This is a genomic window from Saccharothrix xinjiangensis, from assembly GCF_039527585.1.
GTDB lineage: Bacteria > Actinomycetota > Actinomycetes > Mycobacteriales > Pseudonocardiaceae > Actinosynnema > Actinosynnema xinjiangensis.
In genome coordinates this window covers 136,659-155,213 of the sequence record NZ_BAAAKE010000014.1, presented here as the reverse complement: position 1 = coordinate 155,213, position 18,555 = coordinate 136,659, and the positions used below count along the sequence as shown (strand labels likewise).

Below are 18,555 nucleotides of genomic sequence, written 5' to 3'. Positions count from 1 at the left end.
GTCGGGTTCGCTGTCGGTGTCGGTGTCGGTGTCGCAGCACCTGATCAGCGGAACCGGGCGACCAACAGGAGCGCCCCCTGCTCGGCCGCGATGCGCGCCCCGGTGACCAGGTCTTCCCCGGCACCGCGAGCCAACCCCCGGATCCGGTGCAGCTCCGCGACGAGCACCCGTTCCCCGGCGGCCACGGCGGCGACGAGCCCCGCATCGGCCAGCTCGGCGGCCGCGTCGAGCCGACCCACGACCAGGTGCGCGTCAGCCACGGCGGCAGTGGTGATCGTGCGGGTGGACCGCAACCCCAGCCGGTAGATGCCATCGGCGGCCGCGCGCATGGCAGCGAGCCGCGACACGTCACCCCCGCGCACGGCGGCCCACTCGGCGAAGAAGTCGCCGACGGTCACGAAGTGCGGCATGTTCTGCCGGGCGCCGAGTTCCCGGCAGCGGAGGGCCGCCACCTCCCCGGCGACCACGTCGTGCTCCTGGAGGGCGGTCCACCCGGCGAACAGCGCCGCGTTGGCCCGGCCGTACGGGTCGTCGGTCCGCTCGGCCAATTCGTGCGCGGCCAGGAGGTCCCGCCGCGCGGCCACGGCGTCACCGCGCAGCGAGCGGACCAGGGCGCGGAAGTCGTGGGTGGCGAGTGTGGGCGCGCGCCCGGTGCGGCCGACGAGCAGCCGCGCGTCGAGCCGGTCGATCGCGGCGGTGAGGAGGTCGTCGGCGTCGGCGAGGCGACCGGTGAAGTAGGCGACCACGCCCAGCAGGTACCGACCGGCGACCCCGCCCAGCTCTTCCGCTCCGCTCTCGGCCCCAGCCCCAGCCCCAGCCCCAGCCCCAGCCCCGGCCCCGGCTCCGGTTCCGGCCTCAACCTCAGCCCTGGCCCAGGTCTCAACCCCGGCCTCTGCCTCAACCCCGACCTCGGCCCCAACCTCACCTTCGACGAGGCGGGTAGCGAGATCTCGGGCGATGTCGAATTCCGCCCGGTTGCAGGCCAGCTCGCCGAGTGTCCACAGGGCGAGCCTCCGATCAGTCCCGAACTCCCGGAATTGTCGGTGCCCGCCGGTAGGGTAAAAGCAGGGGTCCCCTGGGCGGGGACTCCTGCGAAGCGAGCGCTCGGGCCCGGAGAGCTGCTCCAGCAACTCCCGCGCCCGCGCCGCCGCCCGGTCCACCGCGTCGCTGCCGACCCCCACCGTGATCTGGAGCAGCGACGTCCGCTTGAGCTGCACGTCCAACTCGGCCTCACCGGTCGTCAACGCGGCGGCGCGGTCCAGGTGCGCCAAGGCGTCCTCGTAAGCCAACCGCCGCGTGGCGTCCTCCGCCGCCTCCAGGGTCCAGCGCAGGTGGTCCGAGGCCCGGTCGCGCGCCCGCGCGTAGTGGTGGGCCAGCTCGGCGGGCGACAGCCACCCGTGACCGGCGTCGGCCAGCCTGGCGTGCAGCTCCGCCCGGCGGCCCGGCCCCAGCTCCGCGTACACGGCCTCGGCGAACAACGGGTGCCGGAACCGCACCACCCCCGGCCCGGTCTCCACCACCAGGTGCCCCACCCCGGAAAGCCACCCGCCAGACCCGGCCCCGCCAGACCCGTCCGGCACCACCCCGCCCAGCACGGCCAAGTCCAGCTCACGCCCCGCGACGCCCAACAGGTCCACCCGGTCACGGCTCGGCGAGTCCAGCGCGTGCAACCGGAGCCGGACCGCGTCACGCACACTCGGCGGCGGCTCGTCACCGGGCGACGCCAGCAGTTCGGTGATGAAGAACGGGTTGCCGCCCGTCCGGGTGACCAGCCGGTCCACCAGGTCGGCCGGGGGAGCCGACCCGGTGCGCGACCGCACCAGCTCGGCGACCGCCCCCGCGTCCAGCCCGGCGGGCCGCACCTGGCGGTACCCGGGACCGCGGGCCAGGTCGGCGAGCGTCGCGACCAGCACCGGGTCGTGCTCGTAGGGGCGCAGCGTGGCCACCACGAGCGCCCGCGACTCGGGCAGCGCCGCGGCGACGTACCTCAGCAGCAGCAACGAGTCGGCGTCCGCCGCGTGCAGGTCGTCCAGGACCAGCACCAGCCCGGCGGGCTCGGACGTCGAGCGGATCAGCTCGGATACGGCCTCGTAGGCCCGGAACCGGGCCGCCGGGTCGGTCCGCTCGGCCGGCGGACCGACCGCGAACCCCGCCAGCGCCGGGTCGTCCGCGCGCGGCGCCAGCGACCGCACCACCTGCGACCACAGCCAGAACGGCGGCGCCTGCCCGAGGTCGGGGCAGCGACCCCACACCACCGGCACGCCCGCCCGCTCGACCAGTGCCCGCGCCAGGCTGGTCTTCCCGATCCCGGCCTCGCCGACCAGCGCGACGAACCGGCCGCCCTCCCGCGCCGCCGCCGCGAGCGCCCCGTCCAGCACCGCCAGCTCGACCGCCCGCCCCACCAGCGCCGAACCGCGCGTGTCCTCCGCTCCGGCATCGCGTGTCGTCCGGTCCGGCACCGCGAACCGCACGTCCACGGGCGGCACGGCGTGGTCGAGGACCTGCCGGTGCAGCGCGCGCAACCGCTCGCCCGGCGCGACGCCGTGCTCCTCGGCCAGCCGCCGCCGCCCCTCGTCGAACGCGGCGAGCGCCTCCGCCTGCTGCCCCGCCCGGTAGAGCGCGAGCATCAGCTGGGCGCGGGCGTGCTCGCGGTCCGGGTGGGTCGCCACGAACCGGCGCAGCTCCGGCAGCACGGCGTCGTGCCCGCCCGCGGCCACGGCGGCGGTGAACCGGCACTCGCCGGCGGTCAGCCGCGCCTCGACCAGCCGCGCCACGTCGGGCCGCACCGCCGCCAGGTCCGCCACCGGCACGTCGCCGCGCCACAGCGCCAGCGCCTCGGCGCAGCGCCGCTCGGCCGCCACGGGGTCGCCGCCCGCCAGCTCCCGCGCGCCCGCCTCCGCGAGGTCGGTGAAGCGCACCGCGTCCACCGAACCCGGCGGGACGCGCAGCTCGTAGCCGCCGGTGTGCCCGAGCAGCACCTCGCCGGCCGCGCGCCGCCCGCGCCCCGGCTCCAGCGCCCGCCGCAGACCGGCGACGTAACCGCGCAGCGTCACGTGCGCCCCGCCCGGCGGCCGCCCGTCCCACAGCGCGTCCGCCAGCCAGTCCACGCTCAGGACCCGGTTGGCCCGCAGCACCAGCAACGCCAGCAGGTCACGCTGCTTCGGGCCGCCGACCGCCACGACGCCACCGTCGCGCTCCACCCGCAACGGCCCCAGGACCCCGAACCGCACGCACGACCCCCAGGCAGCAGAGGCCGCGAGCCTACCTCCGCCCGGCGCCGCGGCTCCCGCGGCCGGCCGGCCGGGTGGTCGCCGAGGGCGCCCTTCACGGGCGGGTGAGGACGTGGCCGTCCTGCACCACGAAGTCGACCTTTCCCATCACCGAGATGTTGGTGAGCGGGTTGCCGGGCACGGCAACCAGGTCCCCGGCGCAACCGGGGCGCAGGCGGCCCAGGTCCGGGCGCTTCAACAGGTCGGCGGCGGTGGCGGTGGCGGCGCGCAGCGCGTGCGCGGGCGGGATGCCCACCTCGGTCATGTCGACGAACTCGCGCCAGTTGTCCTCGTAGGGGAAGACGCTGGCGTCGGTGCCGAAGACCAGGGTGGCGCCGCTGCCGACGAGCAGCCGCGAGGACGCGCGGATGCGGTCGGCGTGCGTGCGGAACTGGGCGCGCACCACCGGCGGTTCGCCCTCCCAGAACTCGTCGTCGTCCAGGTGGCCGAGGAAGTGGGCCATGGAGTGCAGGGTGGGCACCAGGGGCACACCGCGCTCCGCCAGCAGGGCGAAGGTCTCCTCACCGGCCATGTTGGCGTGCTCGACCGAGTCCACGCCCGCGCGCACGGCCCGCCGCACGGCCTCGTCGTTGAACGCGTGCACCGCGCAGGGCAGGCCGAGGTCGTGCGCCGCCCCGACGATCGCGTCCACCTCCGCCTGCGAGTAGGTCACGGTCGCCGGGTCGTCCGCGGGGGAGGAGAAGCCGCCGCTGCCCGCGAACTTGATCCACTCCGCGCCCGCCCGCGCCTGTTCGCGGACTCGGCGGACCACCTCGTCGACCCCGTCGCCCAGGGTGCCGACCTGGAGGCCGTACCGGGTGGCCAGGCTCGGTCGCTTCTCGCCGTGGCCGCCGCGCGCGGACAGCATGTTCGGCGCGGCGACCAGGCGTGGCCCGGTGACGACCCCCTCGGACTGGGCGCGGCGGAGGTCGACGTTGCCGGGGTAGTCGCCGCAGCCGAGGTCGCGGACGGTGGTGAAGCCGTTGTCCAGCAAGGCGCGCATCGCGGTCAGCGCCCACAGGACCTGGACGCCGATGGGCTCGGTCACCATGGCCTCGTCGAGCACGTGCACGTGGCAGTCGATGAGGCCGGGGAGCAGCGTGTGGCCGGGCAGCACCACGGTGTCGGTCGCCCATGCCGTGTCCACGTCCCGGCCGACGGCTTCGACGCGCCCGCGCCGCACCAGGACCCGGGCGTGGCCGTCGGCGACGAGCCGTTCGCCGTCCCACAGCCGGTCGGCGACGACCACGAGGTCGCCGTCCGCGCCGCTGCTCGTCGTCGCGGTCACCGCCGATCACCCTCGACGTCGTCGGGGAGGACGAGGGGGCGGTGGTGCTCGTCGTCCCACAGGTCGCCGGGACCGGGGTTGTCCGGGGTGGTCCGGCCGCCGAGGCAGCGCAGGACGCCCCAGGCGGCGTTGAGGCCGGAGGCCATCGCGTGGTCGAGCCACCCGGGCGACCACGCGACGTCGTCGCCCGCGAGGAACAGCGGGGTGACCGGTTCGCCCGGCACCGGCGGTGAGCCGGTGAAGTCCTTGACGAAGTTCGCGAACAGGTCCCACTGGTAGGTGTAGTCGCCGGGACGGGCGTAGCGGCAGTAACCGCGGAAGTTCCGCTGGTTCTCCCACGAGATCGTGCACGCCTCGGCGTTCTCGGCCTGGCGGCGCAGTTCGCCGGCCACCTCGGGGTGGATCTCGGCCAGTTCGCGGACCAGCGCGCGGACCCTCTCGTCAACGGTGGACGAGGCCAGTTTCGTCGAGTCCTGGGCCCAGGTGAAGCTCAGCACGAGCACGCCGCGCCGCCCGCCCGGTCGGCGCGGTTCGCCGTAGTCGAACGTGTAGGTCGCCCTGGGCAGCCGGTCGGTGATGGTGACGCCGTCCAGGCTCGTGCCCTCCCAGAAGGGCGACTCCGTCACCAGGACCGTCTTGGCCGACTGCCAGTAGGCGATCCTGCGGATCGCCTCGCGCAGGCGCGGCCCGAACGGCCGGACCCCGTTCAGCGGGCGGACCTCGACACCGGTCTCCAGGATGTGCAGCTGCGGTGTGAACACGACGGCCGGGTACCACTGGCTGGTGCCGTCCTCGCAGTGCACCACCACGCCCCGCGACTGGTCGGCGCCGACCTCCAGCGCCGTCACCGCCGGTCGCGGCGCGCCGCGGTTGACCTCGGCGAGGCTGGTGGGCGTGCCGTCGGGCCCGGTGGTCCCGTGGCCCCAGAAGGCGTCCGCGAGCGCGCTGATCCCGTCGTCGAGCAGGTACATCGTCGAACCCTCGGTGGCCAGCAGCATCCGCAGCGTTTCCAGGAACGACAGGTGGTAGAAGGTGTCCCACACGGTGGTGGCCACGCCCGTGGTGCCCAGCAGGTGCGCGTCCGAGCGGCTCAGGCCGACGCCGCCGGGGTCGCGCAGGAACCGGTAGAAGGTCCACTCCTCGAAGCGGTGCGCCAGGTCGGACCACAACCGCCGCGCTCGCGCGCGGTCACGCGCCACCAGGGCGTCCTGGAGCTCGAACACGCCGATGCGCCGCAGCGCCGCCTCCCACCTCCGGCGCGCCCGCCCGAACCCGGGGTGCTCGGCGGACAGGTCCGCCATGGTGCTCACCGAGCGGGTCTCCCCGTTGAGGTCGACCACGGTCCGGGGCGTGACGTCGGCGGCGTACTCGTCGCGGAAGGGGCTCCGGCGCAGGCCGAACTCCTCGGTGTAGTGGCGCAGCAGGTGGGCCGAGTCGGGGAAGCGCATGCACCCCAGCTCGACCACGGCGCTGTCCGCGTCCGAGAGCCGCCGGGAGTACATGCGCCCGCCGAGCCTGCGCCCGCCGGGACCGCCGGGTTCGGTCTCCGCCTCGTAGAGGATCGGGCGGCAACCGATCCGCAGCAGTTCGTAGGCCGCGGTCAGCCCGCTGCCGCCCGCGCCCACCACGGCCACCGGCGAGCCCAGCGCGTGGTCCGGCAGCCGGCCGATCCGCCGGCCCCCCGACACGTGCTGGGCGTAGTCGAACGGGAAGTCGACCTGGAGGTCTGCGGCACGCGGTTCGGTCACGCTCGGTCCTCTCCCGGGATGTGACGACCACGCGCGCACGCGCCTGGCCGTCACCGGTGTTGTGCGGGAACCGTTCCGCCGACCCGGCGTGCGCGGAAGTCGGGAAATGTCGACGGGGAGTTCCGGATCATTGTCCGAATGGGTACGGCTGCTCCCGCTGCAAAGTAACAGCGACGCCGGAGGTCGGTCCAGTGCCGCCGAAGAATGAGAGGGGAAATCCCTCGTGTGTCGCAACGCGCCCGCGGCAACGGGAAGATCGCGCTCGGGATCGGTGGACTAGGGCATAAGTTGCATATCTTCTCGGGAGAAGGCGGCCTAGGCTGGCGGCAGTGCGTTACCCGGTGCGCAACCCGTGCGCGACCAGGAGGGCGGTCATGGCGAAAGCCGCGGAAATCATCGAGAACTACGAGGCGTTGCTGCCGATCAAGCAGCAGGTCGAGAGCAACGAACTGCTCGCGGCGGCGCGGGCGGGGCGCGTCCACCCGCAGCACCTCCAGCGGTTCGTGACGGGGGAATTCCTCACCCAGCAGGCGGAGATACCCCGTTTCGGGATCCTGATCGACCGGTTCCGCCACGAGGTCCCGGTCGGGTTCTTCGCGTACGTGGCGACGGTGTACGTGTCGCAGCGGAGGCTGTTGAGCGACGCCGCCGCGCCCGCCGTGGGCCTTGACCCCGACGAACTGCGCCGCGCGGACCTGCCGCAGGCGGTCGTCCAGCTCAACCAGGCGGTCACCTGGGTCGCGGCGCACGCGGGCCCGGCCGAGGCGGCGATGGAGCTGCACACCGACTTCCGGTTGTTCTGCCCGGTGGCCGCCGAACTGGTGACCGCGCTGCGCGAGCTCGGCAACGTCCCGGATCCGGTGATCGCGTACCTGGAGAACTACTCGGCCGAACCCGCGGAGATGCGGCAGCGGCTGCCCGAGGTGGTCGCGCACGGGCTCTCCCAGGGCGAGCCCGAGCGGTGGGTCACCCGCAGCGCCGAGCAGGTCCCCGACCTGCTGTCCGACTACTGGCACTACATCGCGACCGGCTGACCGGCGTCCGTGAGGGGTGCGCGGTGGAGCTGACGGTAGGTGTGGAAGAGGAGTTCCTCCTCACCGACGCGACGACCCGGCGGACGGTGTGGCGATCGGCCGAAGTCCTCCGCTCCACGGCGCAGCGGGTCGGTGACGGGATCGTCCCCGAGATGGCCGAGGCGCAGGTCGAGACGGTCAGCCGGGTGTGCGCCGACCTGTCCGAGCTCCGCGCGGAGCTGCTGGTGCTGCGCCGGGAGGCGGCCCGCGCCGCCGAAACCGCCGGGTGCCGCCTGGTCGCCAGCGGCACCGTCGTGCTGGGCAGCCCCGGTCCGCCCCCGGTGCTCGACCAGCCGCGCTACCACCGGATCGTCGAGCGGTTCGGCCCGGTGGTGGACCAGCAGTGCGTCTGCTCGTGCCACGTGCACGTCGGGATCGCCGACCGCGAGGAGGCGGTGCAGGTGGTCAACCACCTGCGCCCGTGGCTGCCGGCGCTGCTCGCGATCTCCGGCAACTCGCCGTACTGGGAGGGGCGCGACACCGGCTACCACAGCTGGCGGACCCAGCTGTGGGGCCGCTGGCCGATGGCGGGCCCGCCGCCGCGCCTGACCGGCGCGCACGAGTACCGGGAGGTGGTCGCGGACCTGGTGGACAGCGGCGCGATCCTCGACGACGCGATGCTCTACTGGTACGCCCGCCCGTCGCACCACCAGCCCACGGTCGAGGTCCGGGTGGCCGACGTGCCGCAGACGGTGGACGACACCGTCCTGATCGCGGCGTTGGTGAAGGCCCTCGCCACCACCGCCCTCGCCGACGTGCGGGCGGGGCGCGCCGCGCCGCACGTGGCCGACCAGGTGCTGCGGGCGGCGTGCTGGCGAGCCTCCCGCTACGGCCTCCCCGAGGACGCCGCCGCGCCGCCCGCCGGTGACCGCTCGTGGACCGCGACGGGCCTGTCCGCCCTGGTCAACCACATCTCACCGGCGCTCGACGCCGCCGGTGAGACGGGTTTCGCGCTCAACGCCCTGCGCGAACGGCGCGCGGGCGGCTCGGGTTCCCTCCGGCAGCGGCTGGCCCACCGGCGCCGGGGCAGGCTGGAGGACGTCGTGGACATGTTGGCGGAACGCGCGGTGGCGGGGTGAGCCGCGCTCCACCGGTCGAGCGCCCGGCCCCGACGACGGACCACGGGAATGCGCGCGACGGCGCTTCCGGCGCCGGCGGCCGAATTCCCCGTGACGAATGCGAAAAAAAGACCCCGGACTTCACCGGGGAACGCCCGATCGGGGTCCGGGCGGGTGGTGGGTCGGTTTCCCGCGGCAGAATTCCACTGGAGACCGCCGCGCGGCTCCGGCACGGCCGGCTCTTGTACCCCGGCTCCGCTGGAGGAGCCATTCTTAAGGCGGCAACCGGGTGATGACCCGATCAGTGGTTCGTTTCCGGGAAGGGAGTCGCTATGGTTGCTGAGTGTAGTCGAGCGCGATGACGGGACGGTCCTGATGCCACCGTCGCAGGACGATTTCTGCCGAGCCCTGGACAGGGCGCTGGAGCTGCAACGGCTCGCCTCGGAGGCGTGGGGCCAGGTGCACCACACCCTGGGTGCGCCCCAGGAGGTCCGGCGGACACCGGCGGTCTCGCCCGCCGAGCTGACCCCGCGCGAGACGCAGGTGATCACCCTGATCGGAACGGGCATGTCGAACCGGTCCATCGCCCGGCAGCTCCGCATCTCGGAGCGCACCGTCAAGTCGCACCTGCACAGCATCTTCGCCAAGCTGGGCGTCGCCACGCGCGGCGAGGCGATCGCGCAGCTGAGCGGCGGCCCGCCGCCCGGGTGGCTGTGCCCGGGGTGCTCGACCGTCTACCACGGCGCCGGCATCCGGCTGCACTGAACACCCGCGTCCCCTCCCCAGGAGTCGCACGGCAGGCGGGCACTGTGGCGCAGGTCACCCGGGCAAGGCTCGACGTTCGGTGCGCGCAAGCCCGTTCACCATGTGGACCCGTAGCGCTCCGTGTTGACCCGGTCGCCGCCCGCTGCTGGAGTGGGGGCGTGAAGCACCGGACCGCGCTGACCAGGCGCCGCCACGTGGACTTCGTCCGCGTCGCCGCGCAGGGCTGTCGCCACCGATAGGCCCGACTTCCCCCTCATCCGTCCTCTGAGGACGTACAAGACCGGAGTTCCACCGTGCCCGAGAACCGGGAGCGGGGGCCGCTGAAGTTCGCCTACTGGGTGCCCAACGTCAGCGGCGGCCTCGTCGTGAGCAAGATCGAACAACGCACCGACTGGTCCTACGACTACAACCGCGAGCTGGCCGTGCTCGCCGAGGAGAACGGGTTCGAGTACGCCCTGAGCCAGGTCCGCTACCTGGCCGGCTACGGCGCGGCGTACCAGCACGAGTCCACCAGCTTCAGCCTCGCCCTGCTGCTGGCCACGCGGCGGCTGAAGGTGATCGCCGCCGTCCACCCCGGCCTGTGGCACCCCGCGGTGCTGGCCAAGTTCATCGCCACCGTCGACCACGTCTCCGGCGGGCGCGCCGCGGTCAACGTGGTCAGCGGCTGGTTCAAGGGCGAGTTCACCGCCCTCGGCGAGCCCTGGCTGGAGCACGACGAGCGCTACCGGCGCGCCGAGGAGTTCATCCGCGTGCTGCGGGCGAGCTGGACGGAGGAGTCGGCGCAGTTCGCGGGCGACTTCTACCGCCTGCGCGGCTACGACCTCAAGCCCAAACCGCTGGAGGTGCCCGGCCGGGCGCACCCGGAGGTCTTCCAGGGCGGCAACTCCACCGCCGCGCGAGCCATGGCGGGCCGGGTGTCCGACTGGTACTTCAGCAACGGCAAGGACTTCGACGGCGTCACCGAGCAGGTCCAGGAGGTCGGCCGCGCCGCCGAGCAGCACGGCCGCACCGTGCGGTTCGGCCTCAACGGCTTCCTCATCGCCCGCGACACCGAGGCCGAGGCCCGCGAGACGCTGCGCGAGATCGTGGCCCGAGCCGACGTCCCTGCCGTGCAGGGGTTCCGCGACGCGGTCCAACAGGCGGGGAGCTCCACCGCCGACGGCAGGGGCATGTGGGCCGACTCGTCGTTCGACGACCTCGTGCAGTACAACGACGGCTTCCGCACCCGGCTGATCGGCACGCCGGAGCAGGTCGCCCACCGCATCGTCGAGTACAAGAAGCGCGGCGTGGACCTGTTGCTGCTCGGCTTCCTGCACTACCACGAGGAGGTCGTCCACTTCGGACGCCACGTGCTGCCGATCGTCCGCGAGCTCGAAGCCGACCTCGACGCCTCCGCCGCCACCGCCGAACCGATCGGAGCACGCCCGTGACCACCTCCGCGCAACGCACCTGGACCACCACCCCGACCACCCCCGACGAGTGGCTCGGCCGCGCCCGCGAGGTCGCCGCCCTCCTGGCCACCGACGCCGTCGCCCGCGACCGGGCCGGCGCCACCCCGCACGCCGAGGTGGCGTTGCTCAAGGACGCCGGCCTGGTCACCCTGCTCGGCCCGGTCGGGCACGGCGGCGGCGGCCAGGACTGGACCACCGCCTACCGGGTGATCCGCGAGGTCGCCGCGGGCGACGGCTCGATCGGCCAGCTGCTGGGCTACCACTACCTGTGGTCCTGGGCCGCCCGCCTGGTCGCCACCCCGGCGCAGGTCGCCGCGGTGGAGGAGCAGGCCACCCGCGAGCGGTGGTTCTTCGGCGGCGCGGTCAACCCGCGCGACGACGACCTGACCATCACCGACGAGGGCGACGAGATCGTCTTCACCGGCCGCAAGTCCTTCTCCACCGGCGGCAAGGTCTCCGACGTCACCGTGCTGGAGGGCGTGCTGGAGGGCACCGACAAGCACGTCTTCGCCATCGTCCCGTCCCACCAGGACGCCATCGCGTTCAACGACGACTGGGACAACCTCGGGCAGCGGCTCACCGAGAGCGGCAGCGTGGAGATCCGCGGCGTGCGGGTGCCGTGGGCGCAGGCCGCCGGTTACGTCGACAAGGAGTTCCGACCGAGGGTCTACAACACGCTCAACGTCCCGCTGATCCAGCTGGTGTTCACCAACTTCTACCTCGGCATCGCCAGGGGCGCGCTGTCCACCGCCGCCGCCTACACCCGCGACCGGACCCGGCCGTGGCCCTACGCGGTCGACGTCAAGGACCGCGCCGTGGACGAGTTCCACGTCCTGGAGACCTACGGCGACCTCCAGGCCAAGCTGTGGGCCGCCGAGGCGCTGGCCGAGCGCGCCGCCGGCCTGATCGAGGCGATCAACACCCACCCCGACACCGTCACCGCGCGCGAACGCGGCGAAGCCGCCGTGGTGGTCGCCGCCGCCAAGCTCCGCGCCATCGACACCGGCCTGGAGATCGGCACCCGGATCTTCGACGTGACCGGCGCCCGGGCCACCGCCAACGGCGTCGGCCTGGACATCTTCTGGCGCAACCTCCGGACCCACAGCCTGCACGACCCCTCCGCGCACAAGAACGCCGAGGTCGGCCGCTACGCGCTGGTCGGGGAGGTGCCCGAGCCCACCTGGTACACGTGACCCGCCCGGGCGCGCGCGACGGCGGGCGTCACAGCCAGTCGCGGCGCTTGAAGGAGACGTACAGGCCGACCGACAGCAGCACCATGACGGCCGTGGACACCCAGAAGCCCCACGGCTGGTCGTAGCCGGGGTAGGGGACGTTCTGACCGTAGAAACCGGTCACCGCGGTGGGCAGCGCGATGATCGCCGCCCACCCGGTGACCTTCTTCATGATCATGTTCGGCCGCCCGTGCGCCAGGAAGCCGACGCCGCAGCCCGCCAGGTGCGGCGACTCGTCCCACCTCGCCGTCACCCGCCCGGCCGGCCGCTCGCCCGTACCGGCGACGCGGCGCATCGAGTCGGCGGTTGCGGGTAACCCGGGCGCATGTTCCCCGCAGAGAACCTCCGCGACTGGGTCGGCCACGACGTGATCGACCCGGACGGCAAGACCATCGGCGGCCTGGAGGCCGTGTACGTCGACACGGTGACCGACCAGCCCAGCTTCCTGACCGTCGAGGTCGGCTTCCTCGGCCGCCGCAGGCTCGCGTTCGTGCCCGCCCTCGGCGCCACGGTCCTGCCGAAGGCGGTACGGGTGCGCTACTCGAAGGACCTGGTCAAGGACGCCCCGTCGATCGAGACCGACGGGGAGCTGTACGCCCAGGACGAGCCGGGGGTCTTCGCCCACTACGGCCTCGACCACGGTCCCGGGACGGAGCGCCGCCTCGCCCGGCGCTGACCCGGATCCCGGTCACACGAGCCGGTCGTGGCGGTGACCCGGGGCGGGTCGCCTGGTTCACTGCGGACATGACGACACCCCGGGTCGCCCGGCCCTCGATCCTCACCGTGGACGACGACCCCAACGTCTCCCGTGCGGTGGCGCGCGACCTGCGCCGCCGGTACGGGAGCGGTTACCGCGTCGTCCGCGCCGAGTCGGGGGCGCAGGCCCTGGAGGCGCTGCGCGAGATCAAGCTGCGCGGCGAGGAGGTCGCCGCGCTGCTGGCCGACTACCGGATGCCCGGCCTGAGCGGCATCGAGTTCCTGGAAGCCGCGATGGACCTGTTCCCGGCCGCGCGGCGGGTGCTGCTCACCGCCTACGCCGACACCGACGCGGCGATCCGCGCGATCAACGTGGTGGACCTCGACCACTACCTGCTCAAACCGTGGGACCCGCCGGAGGAGAAGCTGTACCCGGTGGTCGACCGGCTGCTGGAGGCCTGGGCCGCCGACGACCGGCGCGAGGTGCGGCAGGTGCGGGTGGTCGGCCACCGCTGGTCGGCCCGGTCCTACGAGGTGCGCGACTTCCTGGCCCGCAACTCGGTGCCGTTCCGCTGGCACGCCGTGGACGACGGCGACCCCGAGACCGCGCGGCTGCTGGCCGCGGCCGGGCAGGACGGCGCCCGGCTGCCCGTGGTCGTCACCGCCGACGGCCGGCCCCTGGTCGAACCGGGCGACGCCGAGCTGGCCGCCGAGGTCGGCCTCAGCACGCGGCCCTCCACCGACTTCTACGACCTGATCGTGATCGGTGGCGGGCCCGCGGGCCTGGGCGCGGCGGTCTACGGCGGCTCGGAGGGCCTGCGCACGGTGCTCGTCGAGCGCCGCGCCACCGGCGGCCAGGCGGGCACCAGCAGCCGCATCGAGAACTACCTGGGCTTCCCCGACGGCGTGTCCGGCGAGCAGCTGACCGAACGCGCCCGCAGGCAGGCGCTGAAGTTCGACGTGGAGGTGCTGACCGCCTGCGACGTGGTCGGGCTGGAGGCCCGCGGCGCGGCGCGCGTGGTGCGGCTGGGCGACGGCACCGAGCTGGCCGCGCACACCGTCATCCTCGCCACCGGCGTGTCCTACCGGATGCTCGACGCGCCCGGACTGGGCGGGCTGACCGGCCGCGGCGTGTACTACGGCGCGGCCACCACCGAGGGCCCGCACTGCGCGGGCCAGGACGTCTACCTCGTCGGCGGGGCGAACTCCGCGGGCCAGGCGGCGCTGTACTTCGCCGCCCACGCCCGCCGCGTGGTGCTCGTGGTGCGCGGCGACTCGTTGGCGCGGTCGATGTCGCACTACCTGGTCGAGCAGCTCGCGCGGGTGCCGGCCATCGAGGTCCGCACCTGCACCGAGGTCGTCGGCGGCGAGGGCCGCGACCACCTGGAATCGCTGACCCTGCGGCACACCAGGACCGGCGAGACCACGACCGTGCCCGCGTCGTGGCTGTTCGCGTTCATCGGCGCCGCGCCGCGCACCGACTGGCTCGACGGCGCCGTGGCCCGCGACGAACGCGGGTTCGTGCTCGCCGGGCCGGACCTGGTCGTCGACGGCGCGCCACCCGCGGGCTGGGAGCCCACCCGACCGCCGTACCACCTGGAGACCAGCCTGCCGGGCGTGTTCGTGGCGGGCGACGTGCGGGCGGAGTCGGTCAAGCGGGTCGCCTCGGCCGTCGGCGACGGCGCGATGGCCGTGTCCCTGGTCCACCGCTACCTGGAGCGCTCGTGAACACCGACGACCTGCGCGGGCTGTTCCTGTTCGAGCACCTGTCCGAGGAGCAGCTCGCGTGGCTGGTCGCCCACGGGCAGGTCGAGACCCACGCCGCGGGCACGCGCCTGCTGCGCGAGGGCGAACCCGCGACGTGCTTCTTCGTGCTGCTCGACGGCGCCGTGGCGCTCAGCCGAACGATCGGCGGCCGGCGCGTGGAGACCAACCGCACCGACCACCGGGGCTCGTACTTCGGCGCGACCCAGGCCTACGTCGGCGCGGAGGTGTCACCCGGCGAGGGCTATCAGATGAACGCCGACGCGATCACCGACGTGCGGCTCTACCAGCTGCCCGCCGACGACTTCGGCGCGGTGTTCCGCGAGTGGTTCCCGATGGCCGTGCACCTGCTGGAGGGCCTGTTCTTCGGGATGCGCAACACCCAGCGGGTGGTGGGGGAGCGGGAACGGCTGCTCGCGCTGGGCGCGCTGTCGGCCGGGCTGACCCACGAGCTGAACAACCCGGCGGCGGCGGCCGTGCGGGCGACGGCGGCGCTGCGGGAACGCGTGGCCGGGATGCGCCACAAGCTCGCGCTGCTGGCGGGCGGCTCGCTCGACCCGGCGGCGCTGCCGGCGCTGGTGCGGTTGCAGGAGGGCGCGGTCGAGCAGGTCGCCAAGGCGACCGCGCTGGGACCCATGGAGGCCGCCGACCGGGAGGACGAGCTGGCCGACTGGCTGGCCGACCACGGCGTCGACGGCGGGTGGGACCTCGCGCCCGTGCTGGTCGCGGGCGGCCTGGACGCCGACTGGCTGGAGCGGGCGGTGAGCACCTGCCCCGTCACCGCCACCGAGGCCGCCGTGCGGTGGCTGGCCTACACCGTGGAGACCGAGACCCTCATGAACGAGGTCGAGGACGCGGCCAACCGGATCTCCTCGCTGGTCGGCGCGGCCAAGCAGTACTCGCAGGTGGACCGCGCGCCGTTCCAGGTGGTCGACGTGCACGACCTGCTCGACTCCACGCTGGTCATGCTCGGCGGCAAGCTCGGCGACGGCGTCCGGGTGGTCAAGGACTACGACCGGGCGCTGCCGCCGCTGCCCGCCCACGCCGCCGAGCTGAACCAGGTGTGGACCAACCTGGTGGACAACGCGGTGGCCGCGATGGGAGGCCGCGGCACGCTCGCCGTGCGCACCGCCCGCGACGGCGACCACCTGCTGGTGGAGGTGGGCGACACGGGCACGGGCGTCCCGCCCGAGGTGCGGGACCGGATCTTCGAGCCGTTCTTCACCACCAAGGCCGTCGGCGAGGGCACCGGGCTGGGCCTGGACATCACGTGGCGCATCGTCGTGGAACGCCACGGCGGCGACCTGCGCGTCGAGTCCCGGCCCGGTGACACCCGCTTCCTGGTCCGCCTGCCGCTGTCGGCGGGGTCGTTGCCGGATCGACCCGGAGGCGCCGCGTAGGACCGCGGGGGCGACGGCCGGCTGTGGCAGCAACATGCCGCCCGCCGCGGGCCTCCCCGGAACGGTTCCACACTGGGGACGGGATCACGTTGAGCGGGGGAGGAAGCGTGCGGAGCAGCACGAAGGCGGAGGTCGTCCAGATCTCCGAGGCGGTGGCGCGTGCGGTGTTCACGCAGAGCAACCTGCTCTGGATGGTGCAGAGCGAGATCCAGGCCCGCCTGCCGGAGACCATCCGACAGCACGCGCAGGCGTCGCTGCCCGGCCTGGCCGAGTTCGCGGTCGCCGAGGCCACCCCGGACCTGGCCGAGATGCGGGCCGCGGTGGAGGGTGCGGCGCGCAAGGAGCTGGAGGCCGGCCTGCCGGCGCTGGTCAACCGCGCCGCGGACGCCCTGCTGCCGGACCTGGCCAGGGCCGCGGTGCGGGACGCGACACCGGACGCGGCGGAGCTGCGCGAGGAGCTGGTCGCCGCGGTGGGCTCGGAGGTGACCGGCATCCTGCGAGGTCGGGCCGGGGACGTGCTGGCGGAGGTGGTGCGGCAGGCCACCGACCAGGTGCGCGACGCGGTCGCCGGCGCCCTCGCGCGGCAGTCCGAAGAGGTGATCGCCGAACTGGCCCGCGTCGCGGTCGCCAGGGCCACGCCGGACCGGCACGAGGTGCGGGACGAGCTGGTGCGCGCCGGGTCCGCCGCGATGGTCGAGGTGGTGCGCGCGGCAGTCGAGGGCGCGGCGCCCGAGGCGGTGCGGGCCGAGGCGGAGGGGGTCCGCGGCTCGCTGGCCGACGCGGTGCGGCGGGAGGCGGGGGAGGTGCTGCCGGGACTCGCCCGCGACGCGGTGGCCGCGGCGACTTCGGACCTGCGGCTGCTGCACGACGAGCTGGCCGGCAAAGCCGCGGTCGCGGCGACCGAGATGGCCCGCGAGGCGACCCGCGAGGCCCTGCCCGGCGTGGTCGACGAGGTGTCCGAGGAAGCGTTGAACTCGGTGCGCGGCGCGATCCGCGACGAAGCGGAGAAGGCGTTCGCGCAGTACGCGCCGAACGTGGTCACCGTGGTGCTCCCCCAAGGCGGGGAGGTGGAGCTGGGCGCGGACACGCACGCGGTGCTGCCGGAGTTGCTGGTGGCGCTGCACGCGCGCTGCCACGTGCTGCTGGTCGGCCCGGCGGGCACCGGGAAGTCCATGCTGGCCAAGCACGCCGCGGGGGCGCTGGGCCTGGAGTTCCAGGCGCTGTCGCTGGGGCCGACCACGCCCATGAGCAAGGTGTTCGGCTACTACGACGCTCACGGCCAGTACCGCGACACCCCCTTCCGCCGTGCGTTCGAGCACGGCGGCGTGATGCTGCTGGACGAGCTGGACAACGGCCACCCCGGGCTGCTCGCCGAGCTGAACCAGGCGCTCGCGCTGGGCCTCTGCGCGTTCGCGGACCGCATGGTGGACGCGCACGAGGACTTCCGGTTGGTGGCCACCGGGAACACGTACGGCACCGGGGGCGACCGGCAGTACGTCGGCCGGCAGACGCTGGACTCCGCCACGCTGGACCGCTTCGTGGTGATCGACGTGCCGATCGACGAGGGGTTGGAGGAGCGGATCGCGCTGCGGCACGCGCCGTCGCACCCGGACGCGGTGCACGAACTCCTCGCCGAGGTCCGGGACCTGCGAGAGCTGGTGGAGGAGAAGAAGCTGCCGGTGCTCTTCTCACCGCGGACCAGCATCGACGGCGCCAAGCTGCTGGAGGCGGGCGCCACCCTGGACCAGGTGATCCGGTGGCGGGTGGTGCGCGGCCTGTCCGACGCGCACCGCAGGGCGCTGGAACTGGACTGACCGGTGCTCCCCACGACGTTGCCACCGCTGCTGTCCTGGCACGAATTCCTGGACGCCGCGACGGCCCGGCCGTCCATCGGGCACGGGCACAGCAGGAGGACCGATGTCGAGTGGCCCGGCGCCTCCTGGGACGAGGCGGTCCGGCTGGCCGTCGACGGCTGGCCGCTGGCCCTGGAGGAGGCCGACGTGACCATCGGCCAACTGCGCGACAGCGCCGGCCTGTCACACGCGGTCACCGTGCTGGAACCGACCTGGGACGTGACCGGCAGCGAGGTGGACGTCGGCGCGTACCTGGCCGGGGTGCCGGAGTGCATGGTGGACGCGGTGCCCCGGCAGGTCTCCCGGCGAGGCAAGGTGATCACGTTCCTCGTCCCGGCCTCGTACTCGCACCGGATCGGGCACGACGTGATCATCAACCGCGGCCTGGCGCTGGCCACCCTGTGCGCCGCGATCATCGACGCCGGCCACAGCGTGGAGATCTGGTCCGGGGACGCCGGGGTGCTGCACCTGCCCCGGGGGCGGCAGCGCTACTGCGCGGTGGCCCGGGTGATCTCGGCCGGCGAACCACTCGACGTGGGCAGGCTGATCTTCGCGATGGCGCACCCGGCGATGCTGCGGCGGCTGTGGTTCGGCATCTGGGACGCGCAGCCGAAGGAGGTCGCCGCGGCGGTGTTCGCCTCCAACTACGGGCTCCCCCCGTACACGTGCCACGCCACCGACCTGCCCGATGGGATCACCGAACCGTACGTGTTCCCCTACCTCACCGAAGAGGACCGGCAGTGGGACGACCTGCCCACCGCGCTCTCCTGGGGACGGCAGGTGTTCGGCGACCTCGGGCTGATCCAGGGCTGAGGTCACCGGGGCGCCGCCGCGCCGACCGCCGGACTCCCGGGCGCGCCACCGAGGCCATGATCTATTACCAGTTGACCGGAACAGTTGCGCCCAATGGAGACGAAGAATTTCGTGCCTGCTGTGGCGCACGTTACTTGACTCGTCC

General features: G+C 73.8%; 13 protein-coding genes and 1 pseudogene. 10 read left to right on the top strand and 4 right to left on the bottom strand.

All coding sequences use genetic code 11. The annotated features are described in order from the left end of the window. Positions 1–44: 44 nt before the first annotated feature. From ABD223_RS25900 to ABD223_RS25890, 3 genes are all read right to left on the bottom strand, one after another. On the bottom strand, positions 45–3,230 hold the full coding sequence (locus ABD223_RS25900; protein WP_344039100.1) for an ATP-binding protein: 3,186 nt from the start codon (positions 3,228–3,230) through the stop codon (positions 45–47). 94 nt (positions 3,231–3,324) lie between these two features. Then, positions 3,325–4,557 carry a metal-dependent hydrolase family protein gene (locus ABD223_RS25895; RefSeq protein ID WP_344039098.1) on the bottom strand — a complete coding sequence of 411 codons (1,233 nt, stop codon included), beginning with the start codon at positions 4,555–4,557 and terminating at the stop codon, positions 3,325–3,327. Next, positions 4,554–6,305 carry a flavin monoamine oxidase family protein gene (locus ABD223_RS25890; RefSeq protein ID WP_344039097.1) on the bottom strand — a complete coding sequence of 584 codons (1,752 nt, stop codon included), beginning with the start codon at positions 6,303–6,305 and terminating at the stop codon, positions 4,554–4,556. Before ABD223_RS25890 ends, ABD223_RS25895 begins: the two co-directional genes overlap by 4 nt. 374 nt (positions 6,306–6,679) lie before the next feature. Here ABD223_RS25890 and ABD223_RS25885 point away from each other — a divergent pair, with 374 nt between their 5' ends. From ABD223_RS25885 to ABD223_RS25865, 5 genes are all read left to right on the top strand, one after another. Further along, complete coding sequence (locus ABD223_RS25885) at positions 6,680–7,339, top strand: hypothetical protein (protein ID WP_344039096.1); 660 nt, start codon at positions 6,680–6,682, stop codon at positions 7,337–7,339. A gap of 23 nt (positions 7,340–7,362) precedes the next feature. After that, a complete protein-coding gene (locus tag ABD223_RS25880; protein WP_344039095.1) occupies positions 7,363–8,457 on the top strand; it encodes a carboxylate-amine ligase in 1,095 nt (364 codons plus the stop codon). Between the two features lie 354 nt (positions 8,458–8,811). After that, on the top strand, positions 8,812–9,201 hold the full coding sequence (locus ABD223_RS25875) for a LuxR C-terminal-related transcriptional regulator (protein WP_344039094.1): 390 nt from the start codon (positions 8,812–8,814) through the stop codon (positions 9,199–9,201). Between the two features lie 293 nt (positions 9,202–9,494). Continuing rightward, positions 9,495–10,631 (top strand): dimethylsulfone monooxygenase SfnG, encoded by a 1,137-nt coding sequence (gene sfnG / locus ABD223_RS25870; RefSeq protein WP_344039092.1) that lies wholly within the window; start codon positions 9,495–9,497, stop codon positions 10,629–10,631. Continuing rightward, entirely contained in the window at positions 10,628–11,845 is a 1,218-nt protein-coding gene (locus ABD223_RS25865; RefSeq protein ID WP_344039091.1) for an acyl-CoA dehydrogenase family protein, read from the top strand. Before sfnG ends, ABD223_RS25865 begins: the two co-directional genes overlap by 4 nt. A 28-nt stretch (positions 11,846–11,873) precedes the next feature. On the opposite strand, the pseudogene ABD223_RS25860 reads toward ABD223_RS25865, so the two are convergent. Continuing rightward, a pseudogene (locus ABD223_RS25860) lies at positions 11,874–12,071 on the bottom strand (CorA family divalent cation transporter); the annotation flags it as partial. Between the two features lie 138 nt (positions 12,072–12,209). Between ABD223_RS25860 and ABD223_RS25855 the strand changes: the two are divergent. The 5 genes from ABD223_RS25855 (at position 12,210) to ABD223_RS25835 (ending at position 18,410) form a co-directional block, all read left to right on the top strand. Further along, a complete protein-coding gene (locus ABD223_RS25855; protein ID WP_344039090.1) occupies positions 12,210–12,560 on the top strand; it encodes a PRC-barrel domain-containing protein in 351 nt (116 codons plus the stop codon). Between the two features lie 68 nt (positions 12,561–12,628). Further along, positions 12,629–14,308, top strand: a complete 1,680-nt coding sequence (locus ABD223_RS25850; protein ID WP_344039089.1) for an NAD(P)/FAD-dependent oxidoreductase — start codon at positions 12,629–12,631, stop codon at positions 14,306–14,308. Then, positions 14,305–15,744, top strand: coding sequence for an ATP-binding protein (locus ABD223_RS25845; protein ID WP_344039088.1), 1,440 nt, complete (start codon positions 14,305–14,307; stop codon positions 15,742–15,744). Before ABD223_RS25850 ends, ABD223_RS25845 begins: the two co-directional genes overlap by 4 nt. A 107-nt stretch (positions 15,745–15,851) precedes the next feature. Further along, positions 15,852–17,558, top strand: a complete 1,707-nt coding sequence (locus ABD223_RS25840) for an AAA family ATPase (RefSeq protein WP_344039087.1) — start codon at positions 15,852–15,854, stop codon at positions 17,556–17,558. A 3-nt stretch (positions 17,559–17,561) separates the two neighbouring features. Further along, positions 17,562–18,410 (top strand): DUF7192 family protein, encoded by an 849-nt coding sequence (locus ABD223_RS25835; RefSeq protein WP_344039085.1) that lies wholly within the window; start codon positions 17,562–17,564, stop codon positions 18,408–18,410. Positions 18,411–18,555: the final 145 nt, after the last annotated feature.